Origin of the sequence: Bartonella acomydis, from assembly GCF_039543025.1 — a bacterium.
Taxonomy (GTDB): domain Bacteria; phylum Pseudomonadota; class Alphaproteobacteria; order Rhizobiales; family Rhizobiaceae; genus Bartonella; species Bartonella acomydis.
In genome coordinates this window covers 44778-60928 of sequence record NZ_BAABIY010000040.1, presented here as the reverse complement: position 1 = coordinate 60928, position 16151 = coordinate 44778, and the positions used below count along the sequence as shown (strand labels likewise).

General features: G+C 39.2%; 21 protein-coding genes and 1 pseudogene. 16 read left to right on the top strand and 6 right to left on the bottom strand.

The annotated features are described in order from the left end of the window. The 3 genes from ABD909_RS06710 to ABD909_RS06700 all read right to left on the bottom strand — a co-directional run. The coding region (locus tag ABD909_RS06710) for a YopJ family acetyltransferase (RefSeq protein ID WP_345097182.1) at nt 1-656 on the bottom strand (656 nt) is incomplete at its 3' end. Nucleotides 657-1008: 352 nt separating this feature from the next. Continuing rightward, nucleotides 1009-1356, bottom strand: a complete 348-nt coding sequence (locus ABD909_RS06705; RefSeq protein ID WP_345097181.1) for a hypothetical protein — start codon at nt 1354-1356, stop codon at nt 1009-1011. Between the two features lie 92 nt (nt 1357-1448). Beyond that, complete coding sequence (locus ABD909_RS06700) at nt 1449-1994, bottom strand: hypothetical protein (RefSeq protein WP_345097180.1); 546 nt, start codon at nt 1992-1994, stop codon at nt 1449-1451. A 1442-nt stretch (nt 1995-3436) separates the two neighbouring features. Here ABD909_RS06700 and ABD909_RS06695 point away from each other — a divergent pair. The 14 genes from ABD909_RS06695 to ABD909_RS06630 all read left to right on the top strand — a co-directional run bounded on the left by ABD909_RS06695 (nt 3437) and on the right by ABD909_RS06630 (nt 11950). Next, complete coding sequence (locus ABD909_RS06695; protein ID WP_345097179.1) at nt 3437-3868, top strand: hypothetical protein; 432 nt, start codon at nt 3437-3439, stop codon at nt 3866-3868. A 613-nt stretch (nt 3869-4481) separates the two neighbouring features. Next, a complete protein-coding gene (locus ABD909_RS06690; RefSeq protein ID WP_345097178.1) occupies nt 4482-4652 on the top strand; it encodes a hypothetical protein in 171 nt (56 codons plus the stop codon). A 327-nt stretch (nt 4653-4979) separates the two neighbouring features. Beyond that, nucleotides 4980-5477, top strand: coding sequence for a hypothetical protein (locus tag ABD909_RS06685; protein ID WP_345097177.1), 498 nt, complete (start codon nt 4980-4982; stop codon nt 5475-5477). Nucleotides 5478-5517: 40 nt separating this feature from the next. Further along, nucleotides 5518-5703 carry a hypothetical protein gene (locus ABD909_RS06680; RefSeq protein WP_345097176.1) on the top strand — a complete coding sequence of 62 codons (186 nt, stop codon included), beginning with the start codon at nt 5518-5520 and terminating at the stop codon, nt 5701-5703. A 423-nt stretch (nt 5704-6126) separates the two neighbouring features. Further along, a complete protein-coding gene (locus ABD909_RS06675) occupies nt 6127-6684 on the top strand; it encodes a hypothetical protein (protein ID WP_345097175.1) in 558 nt (185 codons plus the stop codon). After that, nucleotides 6674-6877, top strand: coding sequence for a hypothetical protein (locus ABD909_RS06670; protein ID WP_345097174.1), 204 nt, complete (start codon nt 6674-6676; stop codon nt 6875-6877). The genes ABD909_RS06675 and ABD909_RS06670 overlap by 11 nt, the downstream gene beginning before the upstream one ends. 1 nt (nt 6878) lies before the next feature. Further along, nucleotides 6879-7196 carry a hypothetical protein gene (locus ABD909_RS06665; RefSeq protein ID WP_345097172.1) on the top strand — a complete coding sequence of 106 codons (318 nt, stop codon included), beginning with the start codon at nt 6879-6881 and terminating at the stop codon, nt 7194-7196. A gap of 607 nt (nt 7197-7803) precedes the next feature. Continuing rightward, entirely contained in the window at nt 7804-8307 is a 504-nt protein-coding gene (locus tag ABD909_RS06660) for a hypothetical protein (RefSeq protein WP_345097171.1), read from the top strand. Between the two features lie 391 nt (nt 8308-8698). Continuing rightward, nucleotides 8699-9007, top strand: coding sequence for a hypothetical protein (locus tag ABD909_RS06655; protein WP_345097170.1), 309 nt, complete (start codon nt 8699-8701; stop codon nt 9005-9007). A gap of 200 nt (nt 9008-9207) precedes the next feature. Then, on the top strand, nt 9208-9723 hold the full coding sequence (locus ABD909_RS06650; RefSeq protein ID WP_345097169.1) for a hypothetical protein: 516 nt from the start codon (nt 9208-9210) through the stop codon (nt 9721-9723). Between the two features lie 166 nt (nt 9724-9889). Continuing rightward, complete coding sequence (locus ABD909_RS06645; RefSeq protein ID WP_345097168.1) at nt 9890-10276, top strand: hypothetical protein; 387 nt, start codon at nt 9890-9892, stop codon at nt 10274-10276. Nucleotides 10277-10312: 36 nt separating this feature from the next. Continuing rightward, entirely contained in the window at nt 10313-10522 is a 210-nt protein-coding gene (locus tag ABD909_RS06640; protein ID WP_345097167.1) for a hypothetical protein, read from the top strand. Nucleotides 10523-10745: 223 nt separating this feature from the next. Continuing rightward, complete coding sequence (locus ABD909_RS06635; RefSeq protein WP_345097166.1) at nt 10746-11297, top strand: hypothetical protein; 552 nt, start codon at nt 10746-10748, stop codon at nt 11295-11297. 497 nt (nt 11298-11794) lie between these two features. After that, on the top strand, nt 11795-11950 hold the full coding sequence (locus ABD909_RS06630) for a hypothetical protein (protein WP_345097165.1): 156 nt from the start codon (nt 11795-11797) through the stop codon (nt 11948-11950). 66 nt (nt 11951-12016) lie between these two features. Here the strand turns inward: ABD909_RS06630 and ABD909_RS06625 are convergent, their stop codons facing one another. Together ABD909_RS06625 and ABD909_RS06620 are read right to left on the bottom strand one after the other, a co-directional pair. Then, nucleotides 12017-12343 carry a hypothetical protein gene (locus ABD909_RS06625; protein WP_345097164.1) on the bottom strand — a complete coding sequence of 109 codons (327 nt, stop codon included), beginning with the start codon at nt 12341-12343 and terminating at the stop codon, nt 12017-12019. A gap of 1667 nt (nt 12344-14010) precedes the next feature. After that, nucleotides 14011-14262, bottom strand: a pseudogene (locus ABD909_RS06620) (YdaU family protein); the annotation flags it as partial. Nucleotides 14263-14454: 192 nt separating this feature from the next. Here ABD909_RS06620 and ABD909_RS06615 point away from each other — a divergent pair. Next, complete coding sequence (locus ABD909_RS06615; RefSeq protein WP_345097163.1) at nt 14455-14622, top strand: hypothetical protein; 168 nt, start codon at nt 14455-14457, stop codon at nt 14620-14622. A gap of 243 nt (nt 14623-14865) precedes the next feature. On the opposite strand, the gene ABD909_RS06610 is transcribed toward ABD909_RS06615, so the two are convergent. Then, nucleotides 14866-15459: a hypothetical protein gene (locus tag ABD909_RS06610; RefSeq protein ID WP_345097162.1), complete on the bottom strand. Its 594-nt coding sequence runs from the start codon at nt 15457-15459 to the stop codon at nt 14866-14868. 370 nt (nt 15460-15829) lie between these two features. On the opposite strand from ABD909_RS06610, the gene ABD909_RS06605 reads away from it, so the two are divergent. Further along, entirely contained in the window at nt 15830-16117 is a 288-nt protein-coding gene (locus tag ABD909_RS06605) for a hypothetical protein (protein WP_345097161.1), read from the top strand. The last annotated feature ends 34 nt before the right edge of the window (nt 16118-16151 follow it).

Genomic DNA, 16151 nt, shown 5'->3' with positions numbered 1-16151 from the left:
TTATCCTCATGCATTTTTGTCAGTTGGTCCGCTTCGCGATGGAGCTTTTTGGCAAGGCCTAGACTAAATATGGCGCATTCAGAAGAACTGCGCTGAATATCCATTTCAACCATGGAAAAATGACAATCAGATAAGTGACGTTGAAGGGTTAGTTGTAATCTTACAGCTAGCAATAATGGTATCTCATCACGTAGTGTTGCTGGTTCAAAAGCAATCAAAGATGTTTTGCCATCAATGGTTCTTTGATCAAGCACTATAGTATGGATGCCTCTATCGGTTGTAGTTACAATATATCTGGAAGCGTAAATTCCATTATCCATTGCTTCTTTTATGGAGTGGCAAAGATCTTCAGATGTCGTAACTAATTTAAGATTTAATCCTTGATATTTATTATTGGCCCGCTCTAGAAGAATCGGCATCATTCTAAGGTCCATATCTGCATAATGGTAATTGCCTTTGAGCCAGCTGCTATCAGCAATATCACGCTCTAGACCGGCAATAATGTCTTGCAATTCTTCATGACTGAAGGGAAGTGTTTTTTCTGTCGCACTCCTGAGTTGTTCCATGGTTGCAGAGGGGCTTTCTAATGATGCACGTGCACCTTCTTGCGTTGTTGAGGGACGAGGATTGGTGTTTTTTGCATCTTGCGGCTTCATAATATAAAGCTCCGTATTGATATCAGTGTTCGATATTATCTTCTTTAATTCTGACCAAACAATGTTGCAGATTCATTTTTGCTGATCTTGTAAGTGAGGGCAATGGAAACAGCTTTGTCGTTGCCTTCATAAGAAGATTTGCTCCATGAGGATTTTGTTTCTCAGAGAAGAAAAATTGCAGCATCTTTTGCATAAAATTGATAAAAAGTAAGATAAGTTGATGTGCAAAAAAGGTATTGGCGATATGAAAAAATATACTGAAATTACGAAAATATTACGAGGAAGTGTCTGAAGTATAGACGCAAAAAAACATCCGCCGCATCCACTATTAAAGAAGATTTTTCATATTTTGTCAATAAAAAACATGATCTGCTGTTTTTATTTCCGCCAATTTTTGCACAAACAGCAAAATTTTTTGCTTCAATTGGAGTGGTTTTTCTGTTGTGAGGAAAGGAGTGTTTTTGTTGGCAGGAAATTGTCGGATTTGCTGGGTTTTTGCGAGGGGTACTGCTTGCGGTTTTGTACAAGGTTGTTGGGGAAGTGCTCTTGGAGCTGGTGTATTTTGGTGGGGGGATGCTGGTGGGCAGTGACCCTTGTTGGGGGTGGGGCTTCTCGGTAGTGGGGTGGGGGCAAGTGCTGCGCTCTTCGTGGTGGGGGCAGTTTTGCATTCTCGCTCTTTGAGGGTGTCATCAATCTTCAAGCGGTCGTTCCATGAAGAACAAACATCATGTTTCCTCTTACTTAGGGCGCAGAAGGGAAAAATATTGCATATCACCGCCTTCTTCTGGGTGTTTAATCAGTAAAATGTTTATGAAGCGCATTGAGAATAAGACGTAATGCGCAGATCAAAGAGGAAAGCGGTTGATCCTCTACAACAAGATATTGTAATGCGGCTTGAAGGTTATATTGGCGATGCTGTTGTTGTGTTTCTTTGATCACTTCTTGCATCTTTTCATAGTGATCCGTTGTTCTTTGAACCCATTGCTGTTGTGCTTTTTCATTCGGTGTATGGGTAAAATCATCATAATAGCCGTGGGGAAGGCCTTTAGCACATAAATAATCGTTTCTGATTTGGAGATAGCGTTGGGCAGCTTCATATTGCTCTTTGCTGATGCCCAATGCATTCTGTTTATAGCCAAGCAAACAAAGTCGCCCAATATAAGAACTCGCAAGGGGATTTTTGGCTTCTTCTATTGTCAAACCAAAGTGTTTTGCTCGCATTTCAATGCTGTGTTGAAAAGCAGAAAGACAGGGTGTGACAGTATGAGAAAGACCGCCCTTTTGTTTTCTTCCTTTTCTTGTGCTTTTCAGCTTGCTCCGTTTTTTACCTAGTGTCATGAACCCCCCGTGTGAATTTTGAAAGACTCTCTGTGTGAAGAAGAAAAGTGCAGCAAAAGACTGTTGGAAATGCTCTTGAGGGATGCGTTGTTGACGAACATTGATCGCCATTGTGTGTTTGTGACAAACTTTTGAACCTGTGTTAAAAGTTAAAAAAATATTTGAAATGTAAAGGAAAAATCATACTCTTCTCTTTTGATTTTTGATCATTTGTCTCTTCGGGAATCCCCTATGCAAGGCAGATTTTAGACAAAAAGCATAAGTTGAAAATGCTTCTTTATGAAAAATGCTGTTGTGTGTTCTGATGCAGGGTTTTCTTTGTCTCCTTGCTTGAAAAGGCTTGATTTGAGAAGACTTGGCAAAAATTTTTAAACTCTGCGCTCTTCATAAAATTTTCTCTGAGGACACAAAATAAAGTTATGCTTCATGCTGGGCTACAGAGAATAAAGACAAGCCCCAGTGTGGTACAAAACAAAGATATGCCAGCACAGTAAACAGAATAAAGCTGTTTTAGCGGTTGAGCTATCAAACAAAAAGGCCTGATACACAGCATGTATGTTAAAAATATTTTATCCTTTTTGGAGGAAATTTGTTCTGTGTTGAACAGACATAGGCTCGCAAAAAATAAACCCTGCTCTTTATTATCATACCACAATATAACTGATATTTTCAAATAAATATTGATTCATTTGCCTGATCATAAACGATCAACAACAAAAGCCGTGAGAGGACATACGGGTGGTTATGCTTTCTTTTCCTCATCTTTGTTTTATATTTATCCTTTGTAGAGTATAAATTTTTCTACTTCATTTGTGCTGTTCTTTTTGGATGGGGGGGATTGTGTAAGCATTTATTGCAAAAATCATTCCACAAATGGAGCAAATTTTCTGACTCTCTCATAAAATATCAGTATGAGCAAAATATCATCCTTCTCAAAGGGCGCTGCGTAGTGTAGTGAATGGAGCACAAAAGCTTGTTGCATTTTTTCTTTCACTTTTGTTCTTTAAAAGACCTTGTTTTTTATTCAAAAATACTCTGTGTGTAAAAGCGTCGTGTTGGGCTTTGAAACAAGTGGGCTTTCCTTTTTAAGGAAATGTGCAGGGGGATTGAAAATTTGCTTTGGGGCTGTTATAGATGCTCTTACAAGCATTGCAAGTGACTAAAGGTTTAGAAGACCGTTAGCGTTTATCAAGGCACAAAGGGCTGTAGCGTTCTTTGAGAGTCTTTTGGGTTGTACAGTAGATGCTTGAGAGGGGGGTGAACTTTTCTTCATATCTTTTCATGCGTGAGACATGTTAAGGCACCATGCCTATGCATGAGGGTTGTTTATGCTTATATTTATTGATGCATGAGGGAGAAGAGTGGGTTACATCTTAAGCGGATGTTTTATGAAGCATATGTTAGAGGGTTTATAAAAAAATTAAAAAACGGGGAGTGTCAGAATGAAAAATCATCAACAACAAAACGAACCACAATCAGGATTTTTTCAAACGCAGGCCAATACAAAGTCAACCTCACAGTCAGTTTTTGCCAAAGGATCTAAGCTTTTTGCTTGCAAAGAAGCGATGATGCTCACCATAAAAGATTATAAAATCATCTTCTGTATTGCTTTGGTGATGTTGATCTTAAGCTTTTTTCGTATCCATTATCTGCCAGGGTTTTTCTTCGGATTATTTGCTGGCGGAATTTATGGTGAGGGAAATAGCTTTTTTGACTATATCCTTTTTCTGCCTATTTTCCTTTGGGGATTGTCAATCATCTTCTTACCTGTCGTTTTGATCCTCCATTTTATATTGAATCGTAGATTGAAAAAAATGCTTGTGAAACTGGAACAAAAAACATCTCAAAAGCAAAATAAATCAGCCACTGCATAAGAATAGGGAGGAAGAAATGTTTCTTATTACAAAATTATTAGGGATTCTCGCGTTTTTCGGTCTTATCATCATTGCTGTGTTAAACGGTATGCTTCTTGTTGGAATTTATTACTTTTTTGTCAAACGGATAAGATTATATCTAAGCATGGACAAAGAACTGAACGAGAGACGTTAAGAACAAGAAACGTTAAAAAAGAAATGGCATTCTGAGAAAAATGCTGAGAAAAAAAGCAGCAAAAGGTAAAACTTCGCAAAAATTGTTGCTGCTTTTTTATATAGAAACCCTTCTTGTCTTTATACAGAAATCCTTCTTGTTAAAAATGTGGTGTGTAGATCAAGAAAGTGGTGTGTAAAGGTTACATACTGACGTTGGGGCAAATGGACACAGGCAAATATAAAAATAGTGCTGGTGTAAAGGTGCAAACACACAAGCAAGATGAATTTTCTGTCTGGTAGGAGATGCAGTTTTTTGCAGAAAGCTTTGGGTTTTGGCAGAAAAATGATCACAAATGTTTTCTTACACTGATGGTTTTTTTGCCTTTCATTTTCTGACATTGTAATGGGGGATAAGAGCTTTGGTGCCTCATGAGCGTGCCCAAGGATCTTTATGAGAATGGTTGAGGCGAATTCTCTTCTGCGCTCTTTTGATGTTTCTCTTAATCTTTCTGGTGATTTTGTTGTTCTGCATGATTGCGGGTGGGCAAGCTGCAACAAGCATTGCGCAAGGCAAGAAAGAAGTAGTGCGCCAGACAGAGGAAGAAAAAGACGCGGTCATCAAAAATAATAGCACAGGGCTATGCGGGATAGAGAATGATCAGTGTAGAAGACAGTGTACAAAATGGAAAATAAAGCGATGAGGCATTTTTCTTGTTTTTGTTGGAGAGCTCTCTTTCTTTTGGGAGAGATCTCTGGAAGGCTTTGATTGGCTCTGCTCATTTTTGCTTTGTTTTGTGGGCAAAGGGACAAAAATATTCCTTCACACAGGATGAGATAATGAAAGAGTTTATGGTAAGAGGTTGAGAGTACTTGTGCAATTGTTAAAAAAGTTTTAAACAACTGCCTTACATTGGTTTACGTGCTGTGAAATATTTTGAAAATAGGGGGAAGTGGCATGACAATAGATAAATCACAACACGAGTCTCTCAACAGTAGAGTGCCTGTTGCCTCTTGCAGTGTGTTTGAGAAAGCAGCAAAGCTTTTTTCTTTAAAAAAAGCAATGACTCTCTCAACAAAAGATTATGTCGTTATCTGTTGTTTGGCTGTTCTCTTTTTGGCACTCTGTGCTGCTATTGCGTATATAACCCCTTTGGAATATTTTCATGTGCTCTCTCGGGAAACGCTCATGGCCATGGTTCAGGAAAATCTCCACAAAGGATTTCTGGAAAAATTTCAAGATCTAGTCTTGCCTCAACTTTCTCCCCATGGAATGGCTATACAAAAATTGTGGTTCGCTGCTGGGTGGAATGGCGTTTGGGCTTTTCTATGTCTTCTCCCACAAACGATTTTTGAAATTATTACCGTTCTCTTTCCTGTTCTTCTTGTCTGCCATTTTTTCTTGAATCACGAGTTGAAAGAAATGATCCAGCAATGGGAAAAATCCCCCAAATAGGGCATTCAATGGCTTTATAGAACAAGAGAGGGAGAGAAAAATGAATGTTTTGACGATGGTGTTGATAGTATTATCTACTGGGTCAATGATTGTCATGTATAGTCTGATAACTGTTTGTAGTACTATGGCAATTGTGGCAATTTATTATTCCTTTATTAAGCGTATTAAGCGTGCGCGAATGCTGTCTAGGACTTTAGAGATGCTAAATCCCCAGCATTTTAGGTGAGGTGATGAGAGGGAAATAAAGGAACAGAGATCAGCATTCAATATCAAAGCTTATCTCTCTTCATTTAAAGAATCTTTGCCGCTTTCAAGAAAGGATTATAAAAGAATATTGATTTTTTCTCTCATTATCTTTGTCTTTATATTCGTGCCCTTCACATTTTCCATCAGCATAGAAGGCGCAAAGCTGGCACAAGGAATGGACATAAAACAATTGATCAATAATGGTTCTGTATTCTTTATTGTTTATGCCATAACGGCTGTGTTAATGGTGTTAGCCATAGCATTGATTGCTTTCTCTTTAACAGTGATTTTAATATTCTACAGTATCCTTAATCAGAGAGTGAAAAAGAAGATAAAAAAGTTGGAAAAACTTGCTTAAACGGCAATGCAATCGATTAGTACACAAAATGTGAGAGGGGGGAAAGTGCTTCTTTTTATAGGATCTTGGGGTCTGCTAGGACTCATCATTATAGGCATTGTCGTGTTTATGGTTCTCATCGGGCTTCCTTATTTTTTCGTAAAGCGGGCAAAGCTATACTGTAAAGTGTCTGAAGAATTGCGAAAGAGCATAAAACAAGAAAAGAATGCATTACAGCACTTACAAAGTGAGAAGAAGGCAATGCGACAACAGAATGCAGCACTCGATGCGAGAGCGCGTCTGTTTTCTTTCAAACAATCCATGTTGCTTTGGCCAAAAGAGTTTAAAATAATCTGTGTCTTCTCTTTCATCATAGTGCTTTTAAGATCTGCATTCTTTACAGCTAATATAGCAGGTTGGAAGGTTGATGAAAGTGGTATTATAACTCTGCTATTAACTTGTCTCTCTGTATGTTTTCTTTTCTTTGCACCAATTGTTGGGCTGCTCTGTATAAAATTGACAAGCAAATTGAGAAAAACAATGCAACAATTGGAAGAAGCAATGACACAACGCGATAAAGCGCTCGGTATGCAGAATGCCAGGGGAGAAAAAAATGACCAGTAGTTTTGCAACATACTTGATCCTCTCTTTTTTGTCTTTGACAATAATCGGTTTTTTAATGGCTGTGCCAGTTTTGCTCCTTTATTACATGTTTATAAAGCGTGCGAGGCTCTATTGCAAAGCCAAAGGTGAGCTGAAAAGCGTGCTGCAAAAACGTGATAGAGCACTCATGCAGGGGGGAAAACAAGAAAAATAACATGAAACAGGACGTAGAGTTTGATCAAACAATTGCTTCTTTGTTGAAAAGAGCTCTGAAGTTGTCAAGGCAGGATTATAGAAGAATCTTTCATCTCTCTGCACTTATGGTGACAGTTTTGGTTGTCATGGGTTTTCTATACCAGATTATCTGTGGAAAAGGTTTTCTTTCCTTTTTTCTTTTAGCGCCGCTGGCATGCATTCTTGGCATTACTCTTTTCTTCTTACCAACCATTTTGCTGTTTCGTACCATCATAACGCGTCGGTTGAAAAAAATGATGCAAGAACTAGAAGAAGAAATTGCGCCCAAAAAACTATAGCCTTAAACAAATCTCTACAGAATCTCACATAAGGGAAGTGACGGGGAAATGGCAGGCGAGTAAGGGCGTTTCGCCGGTGTTTTTGCCATAGCTCTCATCCCGATTTTTTCTCAAAGGGGCAAATTGTGCTGCTTTATGCTTCTTTTCTTAAGTTTGTCGGTGTTTTTTGCAAAATGCTTTGTTACACCCCGCCAGCGAATGGGAAAGTAGCACATAGTTCTCGCTTGGGATTTTTGTCTTGCTTGCTGATGTGGAAATTTTGCAAACATCTTTCAAATATTTTTCATGTATGTCTCTTTCATGTGAAGGTGGTTGAAGAAAGTGATGAAAACAGTGCAATTCTGCTTGGCTTGAACAAATTGTTGGAAAATGATCTGTGTGAATGGTTCTTAGCATGTGAGTGCTTAAAAAGGCACGAGGAGTGCAAGAGACGAGTGTTTCTCCATAAAATTGCCCAATAAATTATTTGAGGAGAGAAGATAGACATGAGGATAAAGAGGCTCGCCTGTTTGGGATGGCGCTCTTTAAAGCCCGACAATGAAAAAAATGTAATGACAAAGAGATGTGATGGCTGTTGCTCTTGAGAGAAGAGACGCGGTGAAATTTTATGAAAATAAAAACTGTTTTGAGCAATCAAGGATTGAGAAAAATAGCACGCTGCTTTATAGGCAAAGAAAAGGAGAAAATGTTAAGCGAAATGAACAATAAAAGGGGGAATTTACCAGTGGAGCAAGAAACCTATAAAAGAGCACGTTCTTTTACGTTTGAAGATGCATTGCTTTCAACAAAAAATTATAAAGTGATCTTCATCCTTTCTGTTATCATAGCCTTGTGCCAAAACATTCCCTTTATAATAATCCTGTTAAAGGGAGAGTTCGCAGCAGGAATGCATTCTCTTGTTGGTGTGCTATTTTTTCTGTTGTACATGATAGCAGAGGTGATATTAATGGGGCTTCTTTTATTGCTCCCGGTTTTTTTTGTGTTTCGTATCATCATAACGCGTCGGCTGAAAAAAAAGATCCAGAATTTAGAAGAAGCAATCTTTGTAGGAGAGAATATTAGCCGTTTGCAAAATGCGCTTGCTCAAGAATGTGAGGGGGAAAATGGGTAGTAGTATTATAGCCTTCATTATCATGTTGAGTGTGTTTCGTAGCATTTTTTTTACTTTGATTATGTTGCTTATTTTGGCTTTTTATTCTTCTATTTTCAAGCGGGCCAAAATCGCTTTCCAAGTGCAAGGCGAGTTGGAAAGAGTGCTGGAAGAAAATGACCTCGCCCTTCAGTTGCTGCGCCAAAAACAAGAAATGCTGCAGCAGAAGTGTTCACAAAAGCAATAAGACCTTGATGGTGATGATGATAAAATTTTCTCTACGGAAAGTGCAACAGCATTCAAGAGTCTGGGGTGGTTGGTAAAAATTGATGAGAACAGGCGATCATTTGGCGGTCTATTGTTTCCCAGACCGCGAAGTGCACTTTCTTCTCTGATGAGATAAAAGGAAAAAATGATCGGCAATTTGCCCCTATTTGATGATGGATTTGCGCTCAAAAACGGCATTCTTGTTGTCGCTTATGAGACCTCTGCATTCTTACCAGGCAAAAACTGTTGCAAGTTTGTATTGGCTTTATCATGCATCAGGACTTTAATGTATAAGGATTTGAAATTTTTAAAGAAAGGGTATCTGTGGGATATTGAAAGCAGGTGCATGGTGTTTGAAAATGGGCAAGGAAAACTGTTGGCCTTGGTAAAAGATTTGCTTCTTTATAGGGGGATCCTTCCTTGGAAAAGGGATAGGACCTTTTTGGGTCAGTAGGCTTGGTTGGTTTTTTATATTCTGCGTCCTCTTTTGGCTCTCGCTTTGCTTGGCGGGCTGGAGACTTTTTAGCCTTATAAAGTTTTCCAGCAAAATTGCTTGAGAAGAGAAGATAGACATGAGGATAAAGAGGCTTGCCTGTTTGGGATGGCGCTCTTTAAAGCCCGACAATGAAAAAAATGTAATGACAAAGAGGTGTGATGGCTGTTGCTCTTGAGAGAAAAGGAGCCATGAAATTTTATGAAAATAAAAGCCGTTTTGAGCAATCAAGGATTGAGAAAAACAGCAAGTTGCTTTATAAAAGTCTAAAAAAGGAAATTTTTAAGCACAATAAAAATATAGGGGGCATGATGAAGGGGAAAATTGGGGCATTTGAGAAAAAAATGCTTGGGTTTCAAGGCAAAAAATCAAAATTGTTTTCATGGCGAAATGATAAAAGGCTGTGGCAAAACTTTCTCACCCTCTTGCACATATTTCTTCTTATGATGACTCTGGAATCCCCAGCTTTTGCAAAGCCTTTGAAAGAGTTGGGAGAGTGGGGGAAATGGGATGTTATAGGCTATGTGATTTTTTTGCTACCGGTTGTGATCTGGGTCTTCTTTCTTGCACCTCTACTTCTCCTTTGGGTATTCCGCAGCCTCCGAGAGCGTAAATTGAAAAAAACGCATTCTTTAGAACAAGTCTCTCTGCCACACGATAAATCAGTGAGGTTATAAACGCCATGGGACCAGGTGCAATGGCTCTTATCATCCCAGCTTTTTTTTCACAATATTTACAATTGTGGTCTTGGTACTTTTGCTCAATATGATTATTGTGGCACCTTACTATTCTTTTATTAAACGTTACAAGCTCTATGTAAAGCTTAAAGAATATAAATGCTTGATGAAAGAACAGCCAAAACGTTTTGATGATTCGCAAAATCGTGAGATTAAAAAGCAAATTTTGGCGCTTGATCCAGAGAAAGACGCCGCTTTAGACAAAAAATGGTTCGCTTTTACACGAAAAGATTATAGCGTCGTATTCTTTCTCTCTCTCATCATAATGGCTTTCAAAGTCCATGTTTATATCACTTTTGCCAGGGAGATGGATCATAGCTTTCATCATATTGGAAGCCCTGAAAAATTTGAAATCTATGGGGTGCTGTTTATGCTGATATTCTTGATTTCGTTCTGTATTTGTATAACAGTTCCTGTTGTTTTGATTTTGCGCGCGCTTTTAACGGCTCAGTTGAAAAAAAAGATCCGAAAATTGGAAAAATTAACAAAGTAACAGACAAGCAATTTATAAAAAGAAAGTGTGGGGAAAATGCTTAGCGAAAGTGTAGGGTTTATAATTATCATGGGCATGTTTTACGGGGTTAAGTTCGGGATCATCCTTGATGTTTTGTTAAGTGCTGCAATTGTGGCGTTGTATTATTCTTTTATCAAGCGCCTCATCGCCTATTCTAAGGTTTCCGGACAATTCAATAAAGCGATGAGAGAGCGTATCAATAAAGCGATGAAAGAGCATCTGTAATATTTGGCTGTGCTTGGCATGAAGGGGGGAGAGAAGAAGCAAAAGGGGGATTTTGAGAATGAGCCATGATGTTTTGTTAAGTGCTGCAGTTGTGGTGCTTATTTTTATGCGAGTGTCTTACCAAATGGTTCTCGCAACTGAGAGGGGGCGCAACTGAGAAAGCCCATGTAGGAGAGTATGGAAAAAAATGCCTGGGGAGCTTATCAATAAAGTAAGAGCTGTTATGAGAGAAAAACGGGAAAATAAAGGGGAAATGGCACATTTGATCAAAGAGTCGCGTGCTTTTTCGCTTGAACAAGCATTTCTTTCAAAAAAAGACCAGATTGTTATCTGTTTGCTTGCTCTTCTCATAACATTGGGCAGACAGGTTCTTTATATTCCAATTTGGGCAGAGTGGAAGCTCACTGTGGAACAAGATACAACTCTTTTTTCTGTTTTTGTGCTGCTTGAAGTCATCGCCGTATGTGTGATTGCTTTTATACCGGTTTTGTTGGTGCTCTCCTTCTTCTTTATGTGGCAGTTGAAAAAAAATATCGCGAAATTGCAAGAAGCAATGCAAAAACGAGGTATCTCTCCTTATCATCAAAAGGTCTCTGATAAAAAGGAAGAGAGGGAAAGTGCGAACAATCATCTTATAGAATTCTTGAGAATCGCCTTTATCCTTGTGGTGCTTTGGGCTGCTTTTTTTACCGTACTCATTGTGGCACTTTATTATTCTGTCTTTAAGCAGGCAAAAATGTTCTTTCAGTTGCAAAAAGAGTTGAAAAGCCTGTGAGAGAGAACTTACCAGAGCGTTGGCCTTGTTATGAGAGGGGAAAAGACAATAAGCAGGGGAATTAAGGTAGGGATGAAGCAGGTGGCATGAAGAATTAAGAGAACAGCTTTATAAAGTTTTCAGAAAAAGATTAAAAATAACTTGTCTTAAAGCTTTTAAGAAGGAGGAATACCAAATCCATGATTCTCTTACCTTTGCAGAGTTTTCTTTACAAACGAATCATTTTATCGAGTGCTGTAAAATTGTTCTTAAAATGTTCATTGAACATGGAAAATATCTTCATGTGCAAATATAAATGATAGTTGAGAGCACAGAGCATTTTTCTGCATCAGTTTAAGGGGAAAAGAGAAACGCTGGAAAATATTCAGCAGAAAAACTCCCTCAGTCACGTTTCTTGGCTCTTTGTCGTGTTTTTGGTGAAGTCTTGTCAAGCTTTTTGGTGCCTTTGTTGCACTGATGAAGTGAAGCCATTTTTAAAGTGGTTGATAGGTAAAACCATGAAACAAATGCGTGAAAGTTCGCAGGGAAGCTTTTGCCCTTTGGCGAGGAGAAGGCAAGCAAAAATAAAAGTAAAAGTTAAGTGTATCGTTGAACAAAAGAACAATAAAATAAAGGCCCCAGAAAAATTGGGGCCTTTATTAATATTTAAATAATAAATTACAATGTTCGAGCTTTTCTTTAGGGTTTGGGCTGTTTTTTTAAAACGCGTCACTTTTCCATCAAAGACTTCTGGTAAAAAGCTTTTCTAAGCAATACATGACCAGAGAACAGACAAAACCAATCAGCGCTTGTAATAAATTTTCACCTTTCTGGTATAAATCGTCCCTTGCTCTTTGCTGTTCTCCACTATTCGTTTGCGTTTCTAGTATATTCAATACATCCAATGTGCCATTTACTGGTTCAAAAGTCTGTAAAACAGTTTTTTCAACAGTATGAGGCGTTACAGTAGGAGAGGGTTGTTTATTGACTATACTATCAGATTGCTGAATTGCGAGGGCTAAACCACTGGTGATTGCCCCTGCTATGAAAAAATATCTGATATTCATAGTTCTTCTCCTATATTTATTTATAAAAATAAATATCGGAACGTATTATACATAGATTCACTTTAAATAACTATAGTGAAAATGAAAAAAACATAAAAAAGAATAAAATTTGCCTAAAAATTGACAAAATTATGCTTTTATTTGCCTCAATTAGTTCTTTCAGAATTGATTTTATAAAAGAGGGTTTTTAAGATTTCAAAACATATATATCATAGGATAGGCGAGAAAAACAGCTGTTTGGCGAATTTTTGTTTTGTCCATGGTGAACCAACTCAATTCGTAAAATCTCCATGAAGGCAAAGCACATCCTATGAAGAGCAGAGTGCATTTTGTGAAGATTAAAATGCACAGCTCATAAGATTAGGGTGCATCTTATGAGGATGGGATGCACCTTGAGGGGTGGGGTGCATCTCTTTGAGGGTTAAGATGCACCCCGGTTTGAGATTTCGGTGTATCTTATGAGGGTTTGGATACACCTTGAGGGGCGGGGTGCATCTCTTTGAGGGTTAAGATGCACCCCGGTTTGAGATTTCGGTGTATCTTATGAGGGTTTGGATACACCTTGAGGGGCGGGGTGCATCTCTTTGAGGGTTAAGATGCGCCCCGGTTTGAGATTAGGGTGCATCTTGAGGGTTTGGATGCACCCTGATGGAGGGGTGCATCCTATGAGGGTTGGGATGCACCCTGTTTGAAATTTCGGTGTATCTTATGAGGGTTTGGATACACCTTGAGGGGTGGGGTGCATCCTATGAGGGTTGGGATGCACCCTGTTTGAAATTTCGGTGTATCTTATGAGGGTTGGATACACCTTGAGGGGTGGGGTGCATCTATTTGAGGGTTAAGATGCACCCCGATTTGAGATTTGCGCATATTTGGTGCGAAAATAAGAGAGAGTCAAGAAAATTTATTGTTTTTGTATTTTAAAACTTAGAAAGAATTGTATTATAAAATTGTAAAATCAGCAGGGCCGTATAAGAGCAAAAGTTACTGAAAAATCTACGGAAATTCGCATATCAGAATGTTGCGATTTGGTTTTTTGGAATTTCCTTTTTTGTACACAAGTTTTGTGTACAAGACGTTTTTGTGCACAAGTTTTGTGCATAAGGCATTTATAAATTACTCTGCCTAAAATATATTTGCATTGCAGATAAAAACATAATGAATACTTAATATGGTTAAATAACTGTTGTTTGATTCTCAACTTAAGAGAGTAAAATATCCTTATATTTCATTTCATTCAAAACAAAGTTTATGAAGAGTGCTTTAGAAGAATATGAGGACTTTATGAAGAAAAGTCTTTTTGTTCTTTCATGGAATTTTGAGAAAAAGAATCAGCCTAACAATCTACTTCTCTATTGCGGTTAAATTACTCAGAGCAATCCCCATGTGTTTTTATGATAAAGATCTCAGCTAAGAAACGGGGGAAGGTCTTGAGACAAGCTGCCAATTATAACAATAAAAATTCTTTCATAAGGGGTCTTTTTGCTGACATGATTCTTGGTTGGCATGATTGTTGAGGACGGTTTGGGGTGGGTGTGGCGCAGTTAATAGGTGAGGATTTAGCGGTTTTCGATGGTAAGCGCACCAGAAAGAAGCGGTGAAAGATGTGCTTTACGTGTATTTGTTTTTTAAGAAAAGATAATGTGCTGAAAGACGATTCTGCGATGAAAAAATAGCAAGTCTTGTTGATGTTCTTTTAGGCTTTTAATCTCTTGGCGAAACCAATTGCGCCATGTGGTTTGCCTATCTACTTTAAGGGCTTCTCTGCCGCTTTTGGCTTGCCAATAGTCGCGAAATTTCTTTTCTTGCCAACGGGCTTGTTCTTCACTCAATCCTTCTAAAATCGTTGCTTCAATATCTGCTTGCCAATCTTTGGGAAGACGTTGTCCTTTGGCGATCACTGTGCGGCTTTTGGTTTGGTTTTTTCCCTGATGCTAGCTTGTATGCGTTTTTTTTGCCTGGGGCAGAGGTGGCTTGGTGTGGCAGGATGACTTGGTGTGGTTGAGAGCATGAAGTGAGGTGGTGCGAGGCGCTGAGCCTTGGTGTTGTGAGCGGTGCTTGTTCTCCTGATGCTGCTGGTATGCGGTTTTTTTGCTTATGGCTAGTACTAGGTGGTGGTTGTTTTCTATGGTAAGCTTGGCATAAAAAATACTGGATGGGGGCTTGTTTGCAAGAAAAAACATCCGGTAATAAGGAGATCTAGAGGGGCAACTGGTTGTTCTGCTGAAGTGATTCTTGCTAAAATCGTTGCTCTAGAATGGTTGCTGGCAGCTGTTTAAGATGCAGGTTTAAAATGATGAGGATGGAAAAAATGTTTTTGCTATTCTTGAAAGTCATTTTATGCCTGTTGCATGATTTTGTTGGGGTTGCATTTCCCTCTATGGTTTGTTGTGTCAGATTTCTTTGAGCCTATGATCGATGATTGGAGGCATGATTGATGGGAGGTGTTTATTGGTACTCTTCCTGTTTGAGACATGCTTCTAGAGCTGCAGTGTATGGAAAGCAGCCGTGATTTATCTCTCTCATTTGTGTATTTTCTTCTCATTTGTATATCCCCAATGAAATGCTAACAGGTCTAAACAATCGCGTAAATGGTCAGCAAGGGAGTTTTGTTTGCGCTTTGTGGGGCTTAATTCTTTGATTGCTTGACCGTAACCAATAACCTGCTCAATGAGCGCATAGCCAAGAATGCCAAGCTGCACTTTGATGGTTTTTAAATGATTGGTGGCTTCCATTTGGCGTTCAATGGGATGGATGTAGCTTTGGCTATAGGCTACCTTTTCACGCGTGTAGTCAGGACTCATGTGAAGGTCTGCCTGACTTTGACGCCAATAAACATAAAAGCGTTCTGCTGCTTTATATTGTGCTTTGCTGAGATGCCCTTTGGCGTATAAAAGTGCAATGGGACGACTCGCCGCATTGGCAATGGCTTTGATGGTGCGCGGATTGCTCGCGCTTTCTGGATGATTGGGTTGAAAATAAGGATTGCGCGTTTCAACAGCAATTTCTTGCGTCTTTAAATGGCCAATGTGCGGTTGTTCTTGAGCATTATGAGGGGAAGAAAAAGTTTTGCTTTTGTCTGCTGCTGGTTGTTGCCCTTTGTTGTGGTGATTCATGGTATATCCTTAAAAATTGTCAATTTGCTTCTTTTCCGTAAAGAAATGAGCATGTAAAAAAATGCGATTGTGCTGCTTCTATGTTTTGTGGGGGATAAGTCTCTGCTCCTTTGCGTGAGGGGAATGTTTAGGGGTGAGCGGGTATGACTTTCCTTGGCGTTTTCATCTGTTTGTGCGGGGGATAATGTCTGGTGGTATATGGGAGCGGGTATGCGGGGATTTATGCAGGGGGCTTGTGCGAAAGGTAGGCGGGTGGGACATCTGTTATCTCTTTGTTGATTTGCTTCTTGAAAGAAGGGGCGTTTTGCTGCATGTTCGCCAGGATCTTTGAGGTTACTGTTATGGGGGATTTTACTGCTATGTGGGGATTATGGATGTCGCAGGGGTTGTGGTTTTTGCTGTTTTCGTGTTTTTTCTTTATAGGGCTGCCAAGCGCGACGGGGTGACAGAGCGGATATTTTGGGGCTTTGTGTGTGGTTTTTTTTCTCTGTGGGCGTGGACAGTGGCGTTGTGGGCACGGGGAGTTGGCCTGTTGCTTGGGGGGGGTGTTGAAGGGAGCGGTGTTTTTCTGCATTTTTGGCGCGGTCCTTGGTTTGTTGCATCATGGGCGTTCTGCTGTGGCTTTTTTATGCGGGTGTCAGGAATCTTGATCAAATAAGGGCGATATTCTTGATAGTGCTGGTCTTTGCTGT